15 protein-coding genes are annotated in these 13,759 nt (G+C 46.9%); 5 read left to right on the forward strand and 10 right to left on the reverse strand.

All coding sequences use genetic code 11. From position 1 onward, the window contains the following. Nucleotides 1-56: 56 nt before the first annotated feature. On the reverse strand, nucleotides 57-299 hold the full coding sequence (locus QUB61_RS20190; RefSeq protein ID WP_333131394.1) for a hypothetical protein: 243 nt from the start codon (nucleotides 297-299) through the stop codon (nucleotides 57-59). On the opposite strand from QUB61_RS20190, the gene QUB61_RS20195 reads away from it, so the two are divergent. Next, entirely contained in the window at nucleotides 287-1,183 is an 897-nt protein-coding gene (locus tag QUB61_RS20195) for a M48 family metalloprotease (protein WP_333131396.1), read from the forward strand. The genes QUB61_RS20190 and QUB61_RS20195 overlap by 13 nt on opposite strands. Before the next feature lie 140 nt (nucleotides 1,184-1,323). Here the strand turns inward: QUB61_RS20195 and QUB61_RS20200 are convergent, their stop codons facing one another. From QUB61_RS20200 to QUB61_RS20210, 3 genes are all read right to left on the reverse strand, one after another. Beyond that, nucleotides 1,324-1,707, reverse strand: coding sequence for a type II toxin-antitoxin system VapC family toxin (locus QUB61_RS20200; protein ID WP_333131398.1), 384 nt, complete (start codon nucleotides 1,705-1,707; stop codon nucleotides 1,324-1,326). Nucleotide 1,708: 1 nt separating this feature from the next. Beyond that, entirely contained in the window at nucleotides 1,709-1,930 is a 222-nt protein-coding gene (gene vapB / locus QUB61_RS20205; RefSeq protein WP_333131400.1) for a type II toxin-antitoxin system VapB family antitoxin, read from the reverse strand. Between the two features lie 111 nt (nucleotides 1,931-2,041). Continuing rightward, complete coding sequence (locus QUB61_RS20210; RefSeq protein WP_333131402.1) at nucleotides 2,042-2,245, reverse strand: hypothetical protein; 204 nt, start codon at nucleotides 2,243-2,245, stop codon at nucleotides 2,042-2,044. A gap of 153 nt (nucleotides 2,246-2,398) precedes the next feature. On the opposite strand from QUB61_RS20210, the gene QUB61_RS20215 reads away from it, so the two are divergent. Continuing rightward, a complete protein-coding gene (locus tag QUB61_RS20215) occupies nucleotides 2,399-4,291 on the forward strand; it encodes an NACHT domain-containing protein (protein ID WP_333131404.1) in 1,893 nt (630 codons plus the stop codon). Between the two features lie 181 nt (nucleotides 4,292-4,472). Further along, complete coding sequence (locus QUB61_RS20220) at nucleotides 4,473-4,706, forward strand: hypothetical protein (protein WP_333131406.1); 234 nt, start codon at nucleotides 4,473-4,475, stop codon at nucleotides 4,704-4,706. A gap of 97 nt (nucleotides 4,707-4,803) precedes the next feature. On the opposite strand, the gene ftsH4 is transcribed toward QUB61_RS20220, so the two are convergent. The 3 genes from ftsH4 to QUB61_RS20235 form a co-directional block, all read right to left on the reverse strand. Further along, nucleotides 4,804-6,678 carry an ATP-dependent zinc metalloprotease FtsH4 gene (ftsH4, locus tag QUB61_RS20225; protein WP_333131408.1) on the reverse strand — a complete coding sequence of 625 codons (1,875 nt, stop codon included), beginning with the start codon at nucleotides 6,676-6,678 and terminating at the stop codon, nucleotides 4,804-4,806. 230 nt (nucleotides 6,679-6,908) lie between these two features. Further along, a complete protein-coding gene (locus QUB61_RS20230; protein ID WP_333131410.1) occupies nucleotides 6,909-7,382 on the reverse strand; it encodes a tryptophan-rich sensory protein in 474 nt (157 codons plus the stop codon). 112 nt (nucleotides 7,383-7,494) lie between these two features. Next, entirely contained in the window at nucleotides 7,495-8,340 is an 846-nt protein-coding gene (locus tag QUB61_RS20235) for a M48 family metalloprotease (protein WP_333131412.1), read from the reverse strand. Between the two features lie 318 nt (nucleotides 8,341-8,658). On the opposite strand from QUB61_RS20235, the gene QUB61_RS20240 reads away from it, so the two are divergent. Beyond that, entirely contained in the window at nucleotides 8,659-10,023 is a 1,365-nt protein-coding gene (locus QUB61_RS20240) for an ATP-binding protein (RefSeq protein WP_333131414.1), read from the forward strand. A 202-nt stretch (nucleotides 10,024-10,225) separates the two neighbouring features. Further along, nucleotides 10,226-10,780 (forward strand): hypothetical protein, encoded by a 555-nt coding sequence (locus QUB61_RS20245; protein WP_333131416.1) that lies wholly within the window; start codon nucleotides 10,226-10,228, stop codon nucleotides 10,778-10,780. A 467-nt stretch (nucleotides 10,781-11,247) separates the two neighbouring features. Here the strand turns inward: QUB61_RS20245 and QUB61_RS20250 are convergent, their stop codons facing one another. From QUB61_RS20250 to QUB61_RS20260, 3 genes are all read right to left on the reverse strand, one after another. After that, the gene (locus QUB61_RS20250) at nucleotides 11,248-12,444 is read right to left on the reverse strand and encodes a GNAT family N-acetyltransferase (protein ID WP_333131418.1); all 1,197 of its coding nucleotides are present in this window, start codon (nucleotides 12,442-12,444) and stop codon (nucleotides 11,248-11,250) included. A gap of 200 nt (nucleotides 12,445-12,644) precedes the next feature. Next, complete coding sequence (locus QUB61_RS20255) at nucleotides 12,645-13,442, reverse strand: dihydrofolate reductase family protein (protein ID WP_333131420.1); 798 nt, start codon at nucleotides 13,440-13,442, stop codon at nucleotides 12,645-12,647. A 29-nt stretch (nucleotides 13,443-13,471) separates the two neighbouring features. Beyond that, nucleotides 13,472-13,759, reverse strand: a 288-nt coding sequence (locus tag QUB61_RS20260; protein WP_333131422.1) for a hypothetical protein, incomplete at its 5' end; no start/stop codon positions are given.

Consider the following 13,759-nt stretch of genomic DNA (forward strand, 5'->3'; position numbering starts at 1 on the left):
CAGATAAACGCAGACAAAAGCAGATGACTGTAAGATTGTCTGCGTTTATTTTGTTTTTAATCGGGTTTCCAGGTTCTGACTGGAAATGTCATATCCTGCGGCTCTGCAGCCTCAAGAGAGCAGGCCAGAGAGTCTCCCGAGGCATTCCAAGTTTCTGACTGAAAAGGTGAAATACTACTATTGGCGGCAGCAGTTATTTCGGCAGATAGAGACGCGATCGCCCCCAAGTATGAAAACCTAATAACAAGCTCAAAAATATCAAAATCTCGATCGCCCTCAACCCGCCATGCTAGGAACAAATCAACTCAGGACAGCAGCTCTTTTAGGACTCCTAAGCGGCCTTCTAGTTTTAGGAAGTTATTACTTAATCGGCAACGAGCAAGGACTTTACATCGGTTTAGCCCTAGCCGCCTTCTCAAGTTTTAGCTCTTGGTACTATTCCGACACGGCCGCTTTAATGGCTTACCGCGCTCGCCCCATAGCCCGCAGCGAAGCACCAGAAATCTACGATATGGTAGCATCGCTGAGTGAAAAAGCCCAAATTCCCGTACCGAAAATCTTTGTAGTTCCCACTCAATCTCCGAACGCATTCGCCACAGGAAGAGACCCGGAACACGCCACAATAGCAGTTACTGAAGGCATCATGAATCTGCTTTCCCGGGAAGAATTGGAAGGCGTTATAGCGCACGAACTCACGCACATCCGCAACCGCGACACTCTGACTCAAGCAGTTGCAGGAACAATTGCCGGCGCGATTACATTTGTCGGGCGAATTCTGACTTTTGGAGCGCTTTACGGCCCGGTAACGCGGGATAGCAGACAAGGCCCGAATCCGTTTGGGTTGCTGTTTTTAATCATTTTAGCACCGCTATCAGCAACCGTAATTCAAATGGCGATTTCTCGCACGAGGGAATTTGCAGCAGACAGCGGTGCGGTGGAAATTACCAATAATCCCATCGGTTTAGCAAACGCGCTGCAAAAATTGGAGAAACTCGGTCATGAAATTCCGATGCACGGCAATCCTGCGATGTCGCCGCTGCTGATTGTGAATCCTTTTTCGACTAAAGGTTTGCAGTCACTTTTCCGCACTCACCCGCCGACAGAGGATCGGATTCAGCGCCTTTTGGAAATCGCGCAGCAGCAGCAAGGTTCTCCAGTGATGGCTTACGTGAGCGGAAGTTAATCAGTCGAAAATGCAGAAACAATATTTAGAAACCCGGTGTTTTGAAGCAGCCGGGTTTCTGTATGTTTATAGCGAGCGCTGTATGGAGCGACTAATTCGATAGGTAAAGGGCGATCGCTAGTATAAAACTTTTGCTTTCTTCATGACCAAACTCGCTGAATTGGATAAGCATCAAAAGCCTCATCGCGACTAATCAAAACCAGCGAATGATTTAGGGTCTGTGCTACCAGAATGCGATCGAAGGGATCTCGATGATGCAGAGGAAGACCTGCGTAAATCTCAGTGTCTTCAATTGTAATTGGTAGAATTTGAGCGTTAATGTATTGCAATTCCTTCCGCAGGTCTTCAAATGGTCGATTCAGTTGAAGCTTACCGACATTAATTTTAATAGAGATTTCCCACAGGCTGGCAATACTAAAATATAAACCTGTTTTAGTATCGATCGCTTCTTTTGCTTTACTACCTAGATTGGAATCGCCAAGCAAATACCACAGAAAGGCATGAGTATCTAAAAGGGATTCCATGTTACATATATTCCTTTAAATCTTCTAGCGGTTCATCGAAATCATCAGACATAACGATCTGACCGGCCCAACTACCATAACCATGAGGTTGTTCAATTTGTTCGGGAGATGTTTCTGTTTTGGCGTGTTTTTCAAGTAGATATTTTGCATAATGCAATATCTCTTGTTTGAGAGATTCTGGCATCTTGACGACAGTTTGAAAAATCTGTAGCTCGATAGTCATGATTTCTGTACAATTTTTACTATGTCACATTCACCAATTATACTGTAATGGCAGTCAGAAGGTATTTGGTGCGAAGGGAGAGCGCCCTGTGATTGCTCTCCCTTAATACGATTACTTGCGATCGCACAAACGCGGGTTTGTCTGTTTGCCCTGGTCTGTTTCAGTCGGCTCATCTTTCTGCAAGGCTGTGAGGATTTGAAAGCACAGCTTGAGCACAAAGAGCAGAAATCCTGCGTGGGGATTGAGGCAACTGGCAACGCCCACTACTGCAAACTCGACAATTTTGATCCACTTTTTCTTGTGGGAAGCTTTCATGAGATCTACCTTTTTCTTGAGCTTTCAACAAGATGCCAAAATTTACCGAGGAAGCTGGTTCAGGTCATGTCCAACGGCTTGTCATATTCTGTCCAGGTTCTGTTCGGGTTCTGTTCAGGTGGCTATGATAGTTAAAAGACTAAAATAGTAACTATGGCTGGAAAGGCGATACCATCGCTCAAACTATCGACTGAAGGAATTAAAAAAGCGAATGAGGCTCTGGCAAATTTATTTGTCACGAAGTCAGATTTAGCAACCCACATCAGTAATTCTCGTAGAAACAAGAAAGGGGCATCTCCAAAAAATACGACGGCCATCTCGCGGACAACGATTGATGAGTTTTTTGACGGCTCTCCCAAAAATGCCAAGATTTTCAAAGAAATCTGTGCTGCGCTCAAGCTGAAGTGGCAAGATGTTAAGGCCGATGTGCCTGAAGGATGTGAACCTCAGCCTTTAGCCTCACTTCCAGCCAATATTCAGACGAGAAATATTTGGAGCCAAGCCAACGATCTTGATGGGTTGGTGCAACAAGTACGATCGCGCCTCCCCAATGACATCCAAGGCTTAAATGGCACGATGCCACTTTGGGGTGTCGATCGTGGGGTGCCGTTCGGTGATTTGTTTGTGGATGTCTATATTCTGGAGAAACTGAGCAATAGTCGTAAGTCTGAACTTGATGACTTGTGGCAGGATTTCAGCAACAATCCCAGCTATCGCAGTTTAGATCGCATTGGCTTGGGCAGGGAACGGCAACGGGTGTCAGGCTTAGAGGTGGTGGCGAAGAATACAAACCTGATGGTGGTGGGCAAACCCGGTTCAGGAAAAACCACATATTTGCAGCGAGTGGTTACGGAGTGCAATGCAGGAAAATTACAAGCGCACCGGATTCCGGTTTTGATTAGGCTGCGGGATTTTGTGAAGGATGGACGTGAGGTTCTCTCTGCCCTAAAGCTTTATCTAGAGAGGTGTTGGCAGTTATCAGATTCAGAAAGCCTAATAAAGCAAGGTCGGGTGCTGGTTCTGTTGGATGGCTTAGATGAGGTGACGGGGGAGGATGGGAAGAATATCACCAACGAAATTAAGAAGTTTGCTCGTGCCTATCCGCAGGTGCAAGTAATTGTGACGTGTCGAACGCAGAGTTTTACGGGCGAAATGAGCTGGAAATCTCTAAACTTTCAGTTTGTGGAAGTTGCGGATTTTAATGAACCTCAGGTGCGAGCGTTTTTAGAACAGTGGTTTAAGGCAGTGATAGGGGATGAGTTGGTGGGACTGACGAAGGCACAGAAGTTTCTGGAGCAGCTTTTTAGAGAAGAGAATAAGCCGATTCGGGAGTTGGCGATTACTCCGAGTTTGCTGAGTTGGATCTGTGCAGTATTTCATCAGACTGTGAAGTTTTACTCGAAGCGATCGAAGCTTTATGAAGAGGGCTTGGAGTTGCTACTGGAGCTGTGGGACAAGTGGCGGGAGATGGAGCAAGATAAGATTTATCGAGTTTTGTCAGTGGACCGAAAGTTGGAGTTACTGATTTATCTAGCGGTGAAGAACTTTGAGCAGATTGAGTCGAATTATATGACCACAATAACTACAGTAACAACAGCCTCCCAACTGGCTGATTACTACATCTGGTTCGCGAATGACGTAGGCTCCTACCTCAGCAACCACAAGCTACAAAAACTATTGTACTATGCCCAAGCATGGTATCTAGCCTTTGAAGATACACCGCTTTTTGATGAAGATTTTGAAGCCTGGGTGCACGGGCCAACTATCCCGGCTTTATTTTACGAATACAAAGAACAATTTGGGTTTAAGCCAATTCTCAAAGAAGTCGAAAAACCAGAATTTCCACAGGAAGTACAAGAGTTTTTAGACGAGTTATCCGACGAGTATTTCTTTTGCGATGCTTATGAGTTAGAATTGATGGTGCGACGCGAAGACCCTTGGATTAAGGCGAGAGGTGACTTGCCAAAAGATGAACCTTGCCATGCTATTATTACGAAGGAATTAATGAGAGAATTCTACAAAACCCGTGTCATCGAAGAAAATTAAAAAAGCAGATATACGTCGCCAGCAATCTTTATCTAGCATCAAGCGTCTAGATGTACAAATACCCGCAGGAATTAGTTTTTATTTCAGATATTATCAGGATGATAAAGATAAATTTTCACTTGCCGATCGCGATTCGAGATATCTAGGATCTCTATTGAGAAGGCTGCGCGATTGATCACAATTGAAATCTCAAGAAATTATCAATAATCAGAGTAAAAGCCTGCGCTGTCATGGAATAGTCTGGCAAGATACAACAGAACCTAATGGTTTCGGCATTCCCAATGAAGATCAGCTAGTAAATATCCCCTACCAGTTTCAAATATCTGCTAATGAATACGGCAGGGTGCATGGATTTTTTAGTGAAAATATTTTTTATATTGTCTGGTTAGACCCAGAGCACAATCTTTACAGTTGAAATTATTATAAATTTTGGGGTAGTCAATCAAAAAACGCAGATGATATTGCACTCATCTGCGTTCATCTGCGTTCATCTGCGGTTTAATTAAACCCTATTAAACTGAAGCCGCAACCTTATCTAAAGGCCGCACTTGACCGAGGAATTCGCGAAGTGCGTCACCTTCCACCACCTCAGTTTCCAACAGTTTCTGCGTAATTGTTTCCAGCAATTCTCGATTTGCTTTCAGAATATCCAAAGCTTGCTGGTGTGCAGTTTCGACAATTTCCTTCACTTCTTGGTCGATCGCCTCAGCAGTCTGAGCACTTACCGCACGGCGGGCATTTCCCATACCGTCATTGAGGAACATTGATTGTTGACCTCGATCGTAAGCTAGAGGCCCCAAAACCTTACTCATCCCGTAAGTCGTCACCATCCGTTCAGCTAAATCAGTCGCCCTTTGCAAGTCATTTGAAGCGCCAGTAGTAATGCTACCAAACACAACTTCTTCCGCCGATCGCCCGCCCAACAAAGTCGCAATTTGACCCCGCAATTCCGACTCATCTAACAAGAAACGGTCTTCAGTCGGTAACTGCAAAGTATAACCCAAAGCAGCCATACCGCGAGGGACGATCGAGATTTTGGCAACTTCGCCATTACCCGTCATCAAAGCGCCAACCATTGCGTGGCCGACTTCGTGATAAGCAACAATGGTTTTCTCCTTTTCATTGAGCACGCGGCTTTTCTTTTCCAAGCCCGCTACAATCCGTTCGATCGCCTCTGCAAAGTCTTCCTGTGCTACAGTTAGGCGTTTGTTGCGCCCCGCCAACAAAGCAGCTTCATTCACCAAATTTGCCAAATCTGCGCCGGAAAAACCGGGGGTGCGAGTGGCGATCGCCTTCAAATTAATATCCGGGCCCAACTTCACTTTTCGAGCGTGAATGTTCAAAATTGCTTCGCGGCCAGATAAATCCGGGCGATCGACTAAAACTTGGCGATCGAAGCGACCAGGACGCAACAAAGCAGCATCCAAACTTTCCGGGCGGTTAGTTGCAGCCAGCACAATTACAGTAGTATTGCCCGCAGCAAAACCGTCCATTTCAGTTAACAGTTGATTGAGAGTTTGTTCGCGTTCGTCATTCCCGCCGTACATACCGTTACTGCTGCGGGATTTGCCGATCGCGTCCAATTCATCAATGAAAATAATACAAGGAGCCTGTTTCTTAGCCTGCTCGAATAAATCTCTAACTCTTGCAGAACCAACACCTACAAACAGTTCCACAAACTCCGAACCCGAGATGCTAAAAAACGGGACGCCAGCTTCACCAGCCACTGCTTTTGCTAACAGAGTTTTGCCAGTTCCCGGAGGTCCGACTAACAGCACGCCTTTCGGAATTCTCGCACCGATTGCCGTAAATCTGTCGGGAGTTTTCAGGAATTCCACAACTTCGACTAATTCAGTTTTAGCCTCTTCTACTCCAGCCACATCAGCAAAAGTAATTTTCGCCGATTCGCCTTCTACATAGACCTTAGCTTTGCTTTTGCCGATCGAGAGCGCGCCCTGAGGGCCACCACCCTGCCTGTTCATAAAAAATTGAAAAATCGCCACAAAAATCAGCGGCGGAACCACCCAGCTTAAAACACTGCCGATCCAGCCATTTTTAGCCGGCGGAGTTGCCGCAAATTCAACGCCTTTTTCTTGTAAAAGTTGAGGCAATTCCAGGTCAAAAATCGGCGTAGTAGTGAGCACTTGACCGGGTTTGTCGCCTTCGCCTTTGAGTTGGTAGCGAATTTCATTTTGGCCTACCGAAGCTCGGACTACATCTTGTTCTTGTACTTGATGGACGAACAAGCTGTAAGGCACTTGCGGAATTTGGGGACCGAACAAATTCGGTAAAAAGATGTTTGCCAGCAAAAACAAACTTGAGAGCAATAACAAAATATTGCTAATTTGCCGAAAACGAGGTGGTTGGGGCTGGTCTTTAATGGCCATTGATAACTGTCATCCTTTGATTTAAACCAGTTTTATTCCTCTATTTTCTCATCCAATACCCACACACTGTTAAGCGGATTTCCTCACTCTATCGGTCGGTTAACCCGGTACCAGGGATTGGCTATTCTTAACAAGGTTTTTTTTTACGAACCGCGAAGACGCGAAGGACACGAAGGAAGGGAAGAGAAGAGCGTTATAGTATGTAGGGTGCGCGGAAGCTCATCTGAGCTTTATGCAGCTTCTGGGTTTAAATCAATCATTTCCCAAGTAGTATAAGTGCCGATCGCACCCCAAATCGCGTAAGGCAAAAGTAACAAAGCGGCGGTTTGAGAAATCGGCCAAACAGCCAAGGTCAGCACAAGTCCCAAAATCTCGCCAGCCCCTCCCAAAATTGTCCCTACTTTGAGACTTTTGGCTCTGAGAGTAGCAGGAATATAAGCAACTGTGACAATTTCTAAAAGCAAGTACAAAGCCATCAACAGCCATGTTTTAAGGCTCCCTGGCTCCTGTTCCCACACGAAAGTAGCGCTGCCGGCCCCGCAAGCAAAAATCACCGTCCAAATTAACGGAATAGCAGGCTCAAAAAACATCCAATCCGGTCTTTTAAGTTTGACTGCCCAGTTAATATCGCGCAGTTTAAAAAACAGAGTGCCGAAGGCGACTGAGAAAGTCACCCCGCCGATAATCATCCAAGATTCAATCATGGTTTTCAACTTTCAAATTGCTCGATCGCTCATTAAGTCGATCGTGTCAAATCAAAGCCGAACTTTGATCCGCCTTTAGTAATAACTTTTGTAAAGCCCGATGCAATTCTCGCTAACCGCCCGACACATTCTTAGCAAACTCATCGCGTCCAGACACCAAATTAGCTGGAACGCCGTTAGGGTAATTTTCCGTGATTAAAGCTTGCAACTTTTGAACTCGGTTTTCAGGGTTTGGGTGAGAACTCAAAAACTCCGGCGGCGCTTCGCCCTTCCTAGCGGCACCGAGAATTTTCATCACCTCAACAATACCTCTAGGATCGTAACCCGCTTCCGTCATAAACCGAAAACCGAGCCGATCGCTCTCAAGTTCGTCGGATCTACCGTACCGCAAACCGACAACTTGATTGACAGCTTGAGCAATTAATGCTGCCTGCTGACCGCCCCCGCGATCGTCGCTAGTAGCCACCCCAACCGCCGTTACCAAAGACCTGCCGAACTGCTGTTTTGCCAAGTGTTCCGCACCGTGGCGCGCCACAACGTGACCGCTTTCGTGCCCGAGTACAGCAGCCAACTGAGCCTCGGAATTCAGCCGCCGCAGCAGCCCCGCAGTAATGAAAACTTGTCCGCCCGGTAAAGCAAAAGCATTGACAGTTTTGGCGTCTCGCAGCAGGTGGAATTCAAACGGATAACCCGCTTGTTTCGCGGCCGAACCGTTGACAACTCGTGCTCCTACTCGATCGAGATACTGCTGAAGACTCTGGCTGGGATAAAGCCCCCCGTGCTGGGCGGCCATTTTATCTCGCGCCTGCAATCCCAAAACTACCTCTTGGCGGGGAGAAAGCTGCACCCGCTGTCTCTCTCCTGTTACCGGATTTTGTACGTCGTTTGTAAAATATGTGATTGCCCCAAAAAATGCCATTAATAGCCCGATCGCGGCTCGAAATAAAAATTTATTCACAGGTTTTTACCTAAAAAGTTTCGCGATTAGATTACTATGGTGACAGCTTTCTCGACATCTGTCTGAAGTATTAATAATGGAATATTGTGGTAGCAATTATTGCAGGACTTCTGAACAAGGCTTTTTAAAACGAACCGCGAAGGCGCGAAGGACACAAAGGAAGAGAAGAGAAGAGAAGAGCGTTATATTTGTAAATGGTTGGTTAAGAGTTAGTTAATGATTATTACTTCACAATCGATTTAAGATTATCTCGCTGTTTTCTTCCTTCGCGCCCTTCGCGTCTTCGCGGTTCGTTTAAAAAAAAAATACCCATTTCCAATGTTTCAAACTACCCGCCGCCGCCTAGCTATTTGGTACACAGCCGTTACTGCTGTATTGTTGCTTGTATTCGCCACTGGTTTCTATTTCTACGTCCGCCATACTTTGATCGATCGCATTGATGACACGCTCAATCATGTTGTCGAAGTTATAGAGCGAACTCTCGTTATCGAACCGCTAACTTTCCCTACTACCAAAGATAAAAATAAGTTGCAAGTTAATATTCAAGCCAGTTTTCCAGATAGCACGGATGCAGTAGAAGACGACCACATTGATTTAGAATGGTTCAGTCCTACGGGCGAATTGCTGTGGTCTACTTTATCGGAACCGCTGAATATTCCCATTCACGCTAACCGCACCGGCGAAACAGTTTGGATAATTAATAATAAGTTGCAGTCGGATCAAAACTATTCTCTCAGACAAGTAACGCAGCGAGTACAAATCGGCCGCCAAGTTCTGGGATATTTGCGAGTCAGCCATCCTTGGTTTGAAGTGACAAAACCCATCCGCCAATTAATTCTCGATTTGATTTTGGGCGCGGGTTTAACTCTAATTTGCGTTGCAGCTATTGGCTGGCTGCTGTCGGGTTTGGCGATGGCACCGGTGCGGGAGTCTTACGGGCGTCTCAAACAGTTTACCGCTGATGCTTCTCACGAACTCAGAAATCCGATCGCTACTATTCAAACTAACGTCCAAGTAGCTTTGGCGGAACCGGATATCGAACCGCAGCAGCATCAACAGCTACAAGTTATCGAACGCCTTACCCGCCGTTTGGGGCGCTTGGTTGACGATTTACTGTTTTTAGCAAGACAAGATAGCGGCATCGTCCAGCAGCAGTGGATTGATGTTCCCCTCGATGCTTTGCTGATGGAGGTAATTGAAGAACAACAGGCGATCGCCACTACCCAAAATCTCTCTCTTTCTTTGGAAATTGTCGATCTGCCCAACGCTGAGGACAACTTTACACTGTTGGGAGACTGGGATCAACTAGCCCGACTGTTTACCAATCTCGTCAGCAACGCCGTGCAGTACACGCCATCGGGGGGCGAAATTGAAGTAGAATTGCAACTTGCAGCTAAAAACAAAAGAAATTCGCCGATGTTAAATCCAGCCCTGCAAATAAAAGTAACAGACACCGGCATCGGGATTTCCGCAGAAGCCCTGCCACATTTGTTCGATCGATTCTACCGCGCAGATCCCGCCCGCACCCACCGCAGCGCCGCTGGTTCCGGTTTAGGATTAGCCATCGCCAAAGCAATTGTCGAAAATCACCGCGGCCAAATCCGCATTGACAGCCAAGTCGATCGAGGTACCGCCGTTACCGTCACCCTCCCCGCCCACAAATCAGAAGCATCTCACCCTTAAAAATCCTCTCGGACCCTCGGACTCTCGGACTCTCGGACCCTCCTCTGCGCCCTCTGCGCCCTCTGCGGTTTAAAAAAAATCTACCCCTCAAACCCTTATTCTTCCTACCTCGCGCCCAAACCCAGCTATTAAAATTCATTTCCGCCATAGATTAACATAAACGTTGTTGGAAAACCTCGATCGAACTCGTGAGGAGTTATTTATGTTTCGCCACAATCTACCGTTCAAAAAAATCAGCTTGCTAGCAGCCACCTGCGGGGGTTTACTCGTTAGTCTCGCAACACTTTCTCAGGCAGGCGGCCCCCCGCCCCAACAAGGAAAACCCGTTTCCCAACCCGCAGCTACTGAAGAACCCGTCAGCCAACCGACTCCGGCTGCCAGCCCCAGCCCCAGCGGGATGCCCTCAACAACCACAGACGCACCTCCCCGCTTCCCAATGCCCAGTGCGCGAGTTACGCCTGCCGAAGGCATGATAGTAATTAAACTGGTGAATACCACCAATGCTGTCATCAATTATCAAATCGTAGGCGTCACCCCGCAGCGCACTCTGGGCGAACAATCGGAAATTTTGCTTAAAAGCATCCAAGTGCCAATCACCCTCACTTACCAGCGCCCAGACGGCGGATTGCTGCTGGTTCGCCCCCAAGCCACCGCGATGCCGGGAATGTTGCAAGTCAGTTTCGGCGCGACAACTGACTTGGCCACTGATACAAAATCGTTGGAAATTCAGGAAGATGGCAAGGTAATTTTGAATTAGTCATTAGTCATTAGTCATTAGTCATTAGTCATTAGTCATTAGTCATTAGTCATTAGTCATTAGTCATTAGTTATTAGTTATTAGTTATTAGTTAGCTGCTCTCAATAACCAATAACCAATAACTAATACCTAATCTGACTTATGTCTTAGTCCCCCTCTGCTGGGACTTTGTTTTTGTAGACGCGATTTCAATATCCGAATTAACCATCGACAACCGGGCGAGGACACCGCACCGTGCCGTTTCCCTACGCGAAAATATCGATACCGAAAACGTCCTAGCACGGGCGAGGAATCGCCCGCCCTCGCCCTCAATCGGATGTAACCCTCCCCCTAATTTTAGGGAAAGGGTACGGCGCCCTCTCCGGATTTCGGGTAACGGGTAAAATCAACCGGATTGGATGATGAAATTGCCCGATCGCACTCGCGATCGGATATAACTGAGACGAAGGTTTGACTCTTAAGCAATTTCAATCGCCCAGTAACAACGGAGGTGACTTAGTAAAAGGTAAATCCTCGTTGACAGCATCAATTTCTTCCTGTTCTCTTTCGTTGATTTGACCTATATAAGACTTGAGAATTTGCGCCAGACGGTTGTTATAAAATCGGTGCAAACTATAATTTGGCGTAGCTGGAAAGCCGCGCCGTTTTTTGTGCCGTCCGCCCGCACCGGGATCGAAGCTTTGGATGCCCCGATCGATCGCCCATTCGATCGGCGTATAGTAGCAAGCATCGAAGTGCAAGCAGTCGATTTCCTCCAAACTTCCCCAATAACGCCCGTACAGCCGATCGCCCTTATACAAACAAAAAGACATACCCACCGGGTGTCTGTCATCTTCCTTGTCGTAGGCGGCTACAAATAAAACTCGATCGCGATAATTGTGGTGCAACTGTTCAAAAAATCGCTTAGTCAGATACTTGCTTCCCCACCAACCAAATTTGTCGCAAGTATTCTCATAAAAAGCATACATTTGAGCAAACATGGCTTGGGGAATTTCATCGCCAGTCAGCGTTTTTACCAACAAACCAGCTTGGTCAACTGCTTTGCGTTCGCGTTTGATATTGCGGCGCTGGTTGGCATTAAATGCGCCTAAATAATTGTCAAAATTTTGATAGCCTTGATTTTGCCAAATATAGCTGTGGTGCAGCCAACTGCTGAAACCGTGCCGTTCCATTCTTTCGCGCCATTCGGGATCGACATAAAGGAAATTGCAGCCGGAGATATTGTGGCGATCGCAAAAATGGTCGATCGCGCTTACCATTACGGACGTTAACTCGTCTTCATCTTCCCCGTCGGCAATCAAAAACCGATAGCCCTCAGCCGGAGTAAACGGCGTCATTCCCATCAATTTCGGATAATATTTAATGCCCAAACGTTGAGCTAAATCGGCCCACTGATTGTCGAACACAAATTCGCCGTAGCTGTGGCTTTTGACATAAAGTGGCGCGCCAGCAATCAACTGTTTGTCTCGCCACACAGTCAAGTGATGCGGCAGCCAACCGGTTTTACCTGTCGCACTGCCGGAGACTTCGAGATTGTTAAGCCAATCCCATTCTAGAAATGGAGTTTTTAGTGGCATCGCCAAGGCATCCCACGACGCTTGCGGGATTTCGCCTATTTTGCTAATCCAGGCTACAGAATATTCAGATTTTGGCTGTTTCAGCATAGGGAGATTTGAGCGTAGAGCGATCGAACTTCATTTAACTTAATATAATTTCCCATGTTCCACACTTGTTCGACACTTGTTACCAGGCAGAGCCTGGTAACGCAGATCCAGAGGCTCTGCCTCGATTTTCCTTGCGCTTGCGAGGCAGAGCCTCGCTTACATGGGTTCCCAGGCAGAGCCGGGGAACCAGTTACAACCAGTTAAATCGATCGATCGACCCGATAATGCAAAAATACCTCTTGTCCCACCTGTTTAACCGCCAAAAGTTCCAATTTTGGAGCTAAATCCGCCAAAAAACCCTTTCCCTCAACAGCCGTCGGTGCATCCGCGCCGCCCAAAATTAACGGGCACACCGTCAGCCAAAGTTCGTCTACCAAGCCTGCTGCCAGCACAGACGCTACCAGTTTTCCCCCGCCCAGAATCGCCAAGCGTTTGATATCGAAGTTTGCTAGCTGTTGAAACGCATCAATCCAATCAATCTCTCCACCTGCGGTTTTCGCATAGATAATTAGATCGAATTGAGATGTTGCACCATTCTCAATAAGCCTTTTATGAACAGGCAAGATGCCTGTTTCACAAGAAAATTCAGCTCTTGTGGAACGGGCATCTTGCCCGTTCTTGAGAGGAGACGGCAATGCCGTTTCCCTACTGTCTTGCCCCGTCAGCAGCCACCGAGGCACCGGTTGCTGGAAAAATCGCAAGTTTGGGTCAAATTGGGCCGATCGCGAACATACAATTTGCACCGGTTGTGGGGGCTTCCCTTGCAGTTCCCTCTGTTTGACCAATTCCGGCGAAATCACTCTCATCGTCGTCCCATAAGCCTGTAAAGTGCCGTTGCCGAACAAAACGGCGTCACTTGCTGCTACTTGCTGTTCGAGGTGGGCTTTGTCGTTGGCAGAACCGAATCTCGCGGGCGATCGTACTGCATCGGCAATTTTACCGTCAGCACTGATTGCGAGTATTACTGTTGCGTAAGGTCGATCGATTTTATCTGTCATTAATTTCTCAGTCCTGGACGCACCGGTGCTCAGAAACCGGGTTTTTTAGCAAAATCTTTCGTTGTCCCCCACAGATTAGGTAAAAAACCCGGTTTCTTTGGGAAAAATGCGTGAGTCCTGTTTATCAAATTTTCAACATGATAACGGCAAAAGAGGACAGGGCGGTGCCGTTTCCCTATCCCAAAAGAGCGATCGCCCGTTGCCGGAAAAGTCGATCGCCCGTTTGCACTAAAATTTTTTGGTATCCGCTCAATAAATCGGGGTAACAGCAAAAAAGAAGGTTCACAATCTAGGCACAGCATGGTAGAATATAAAGC

It is taken from the genome of Microcoleus sp. C2D2 (assembly GCF_036702495.1).
Taxonomy (GTDB): domain Bacteria; phylum Cyanobacteriota; class Cyanobacteriia; order Cyanobacteriales; family Microcoleaceae; genus Microcoleus.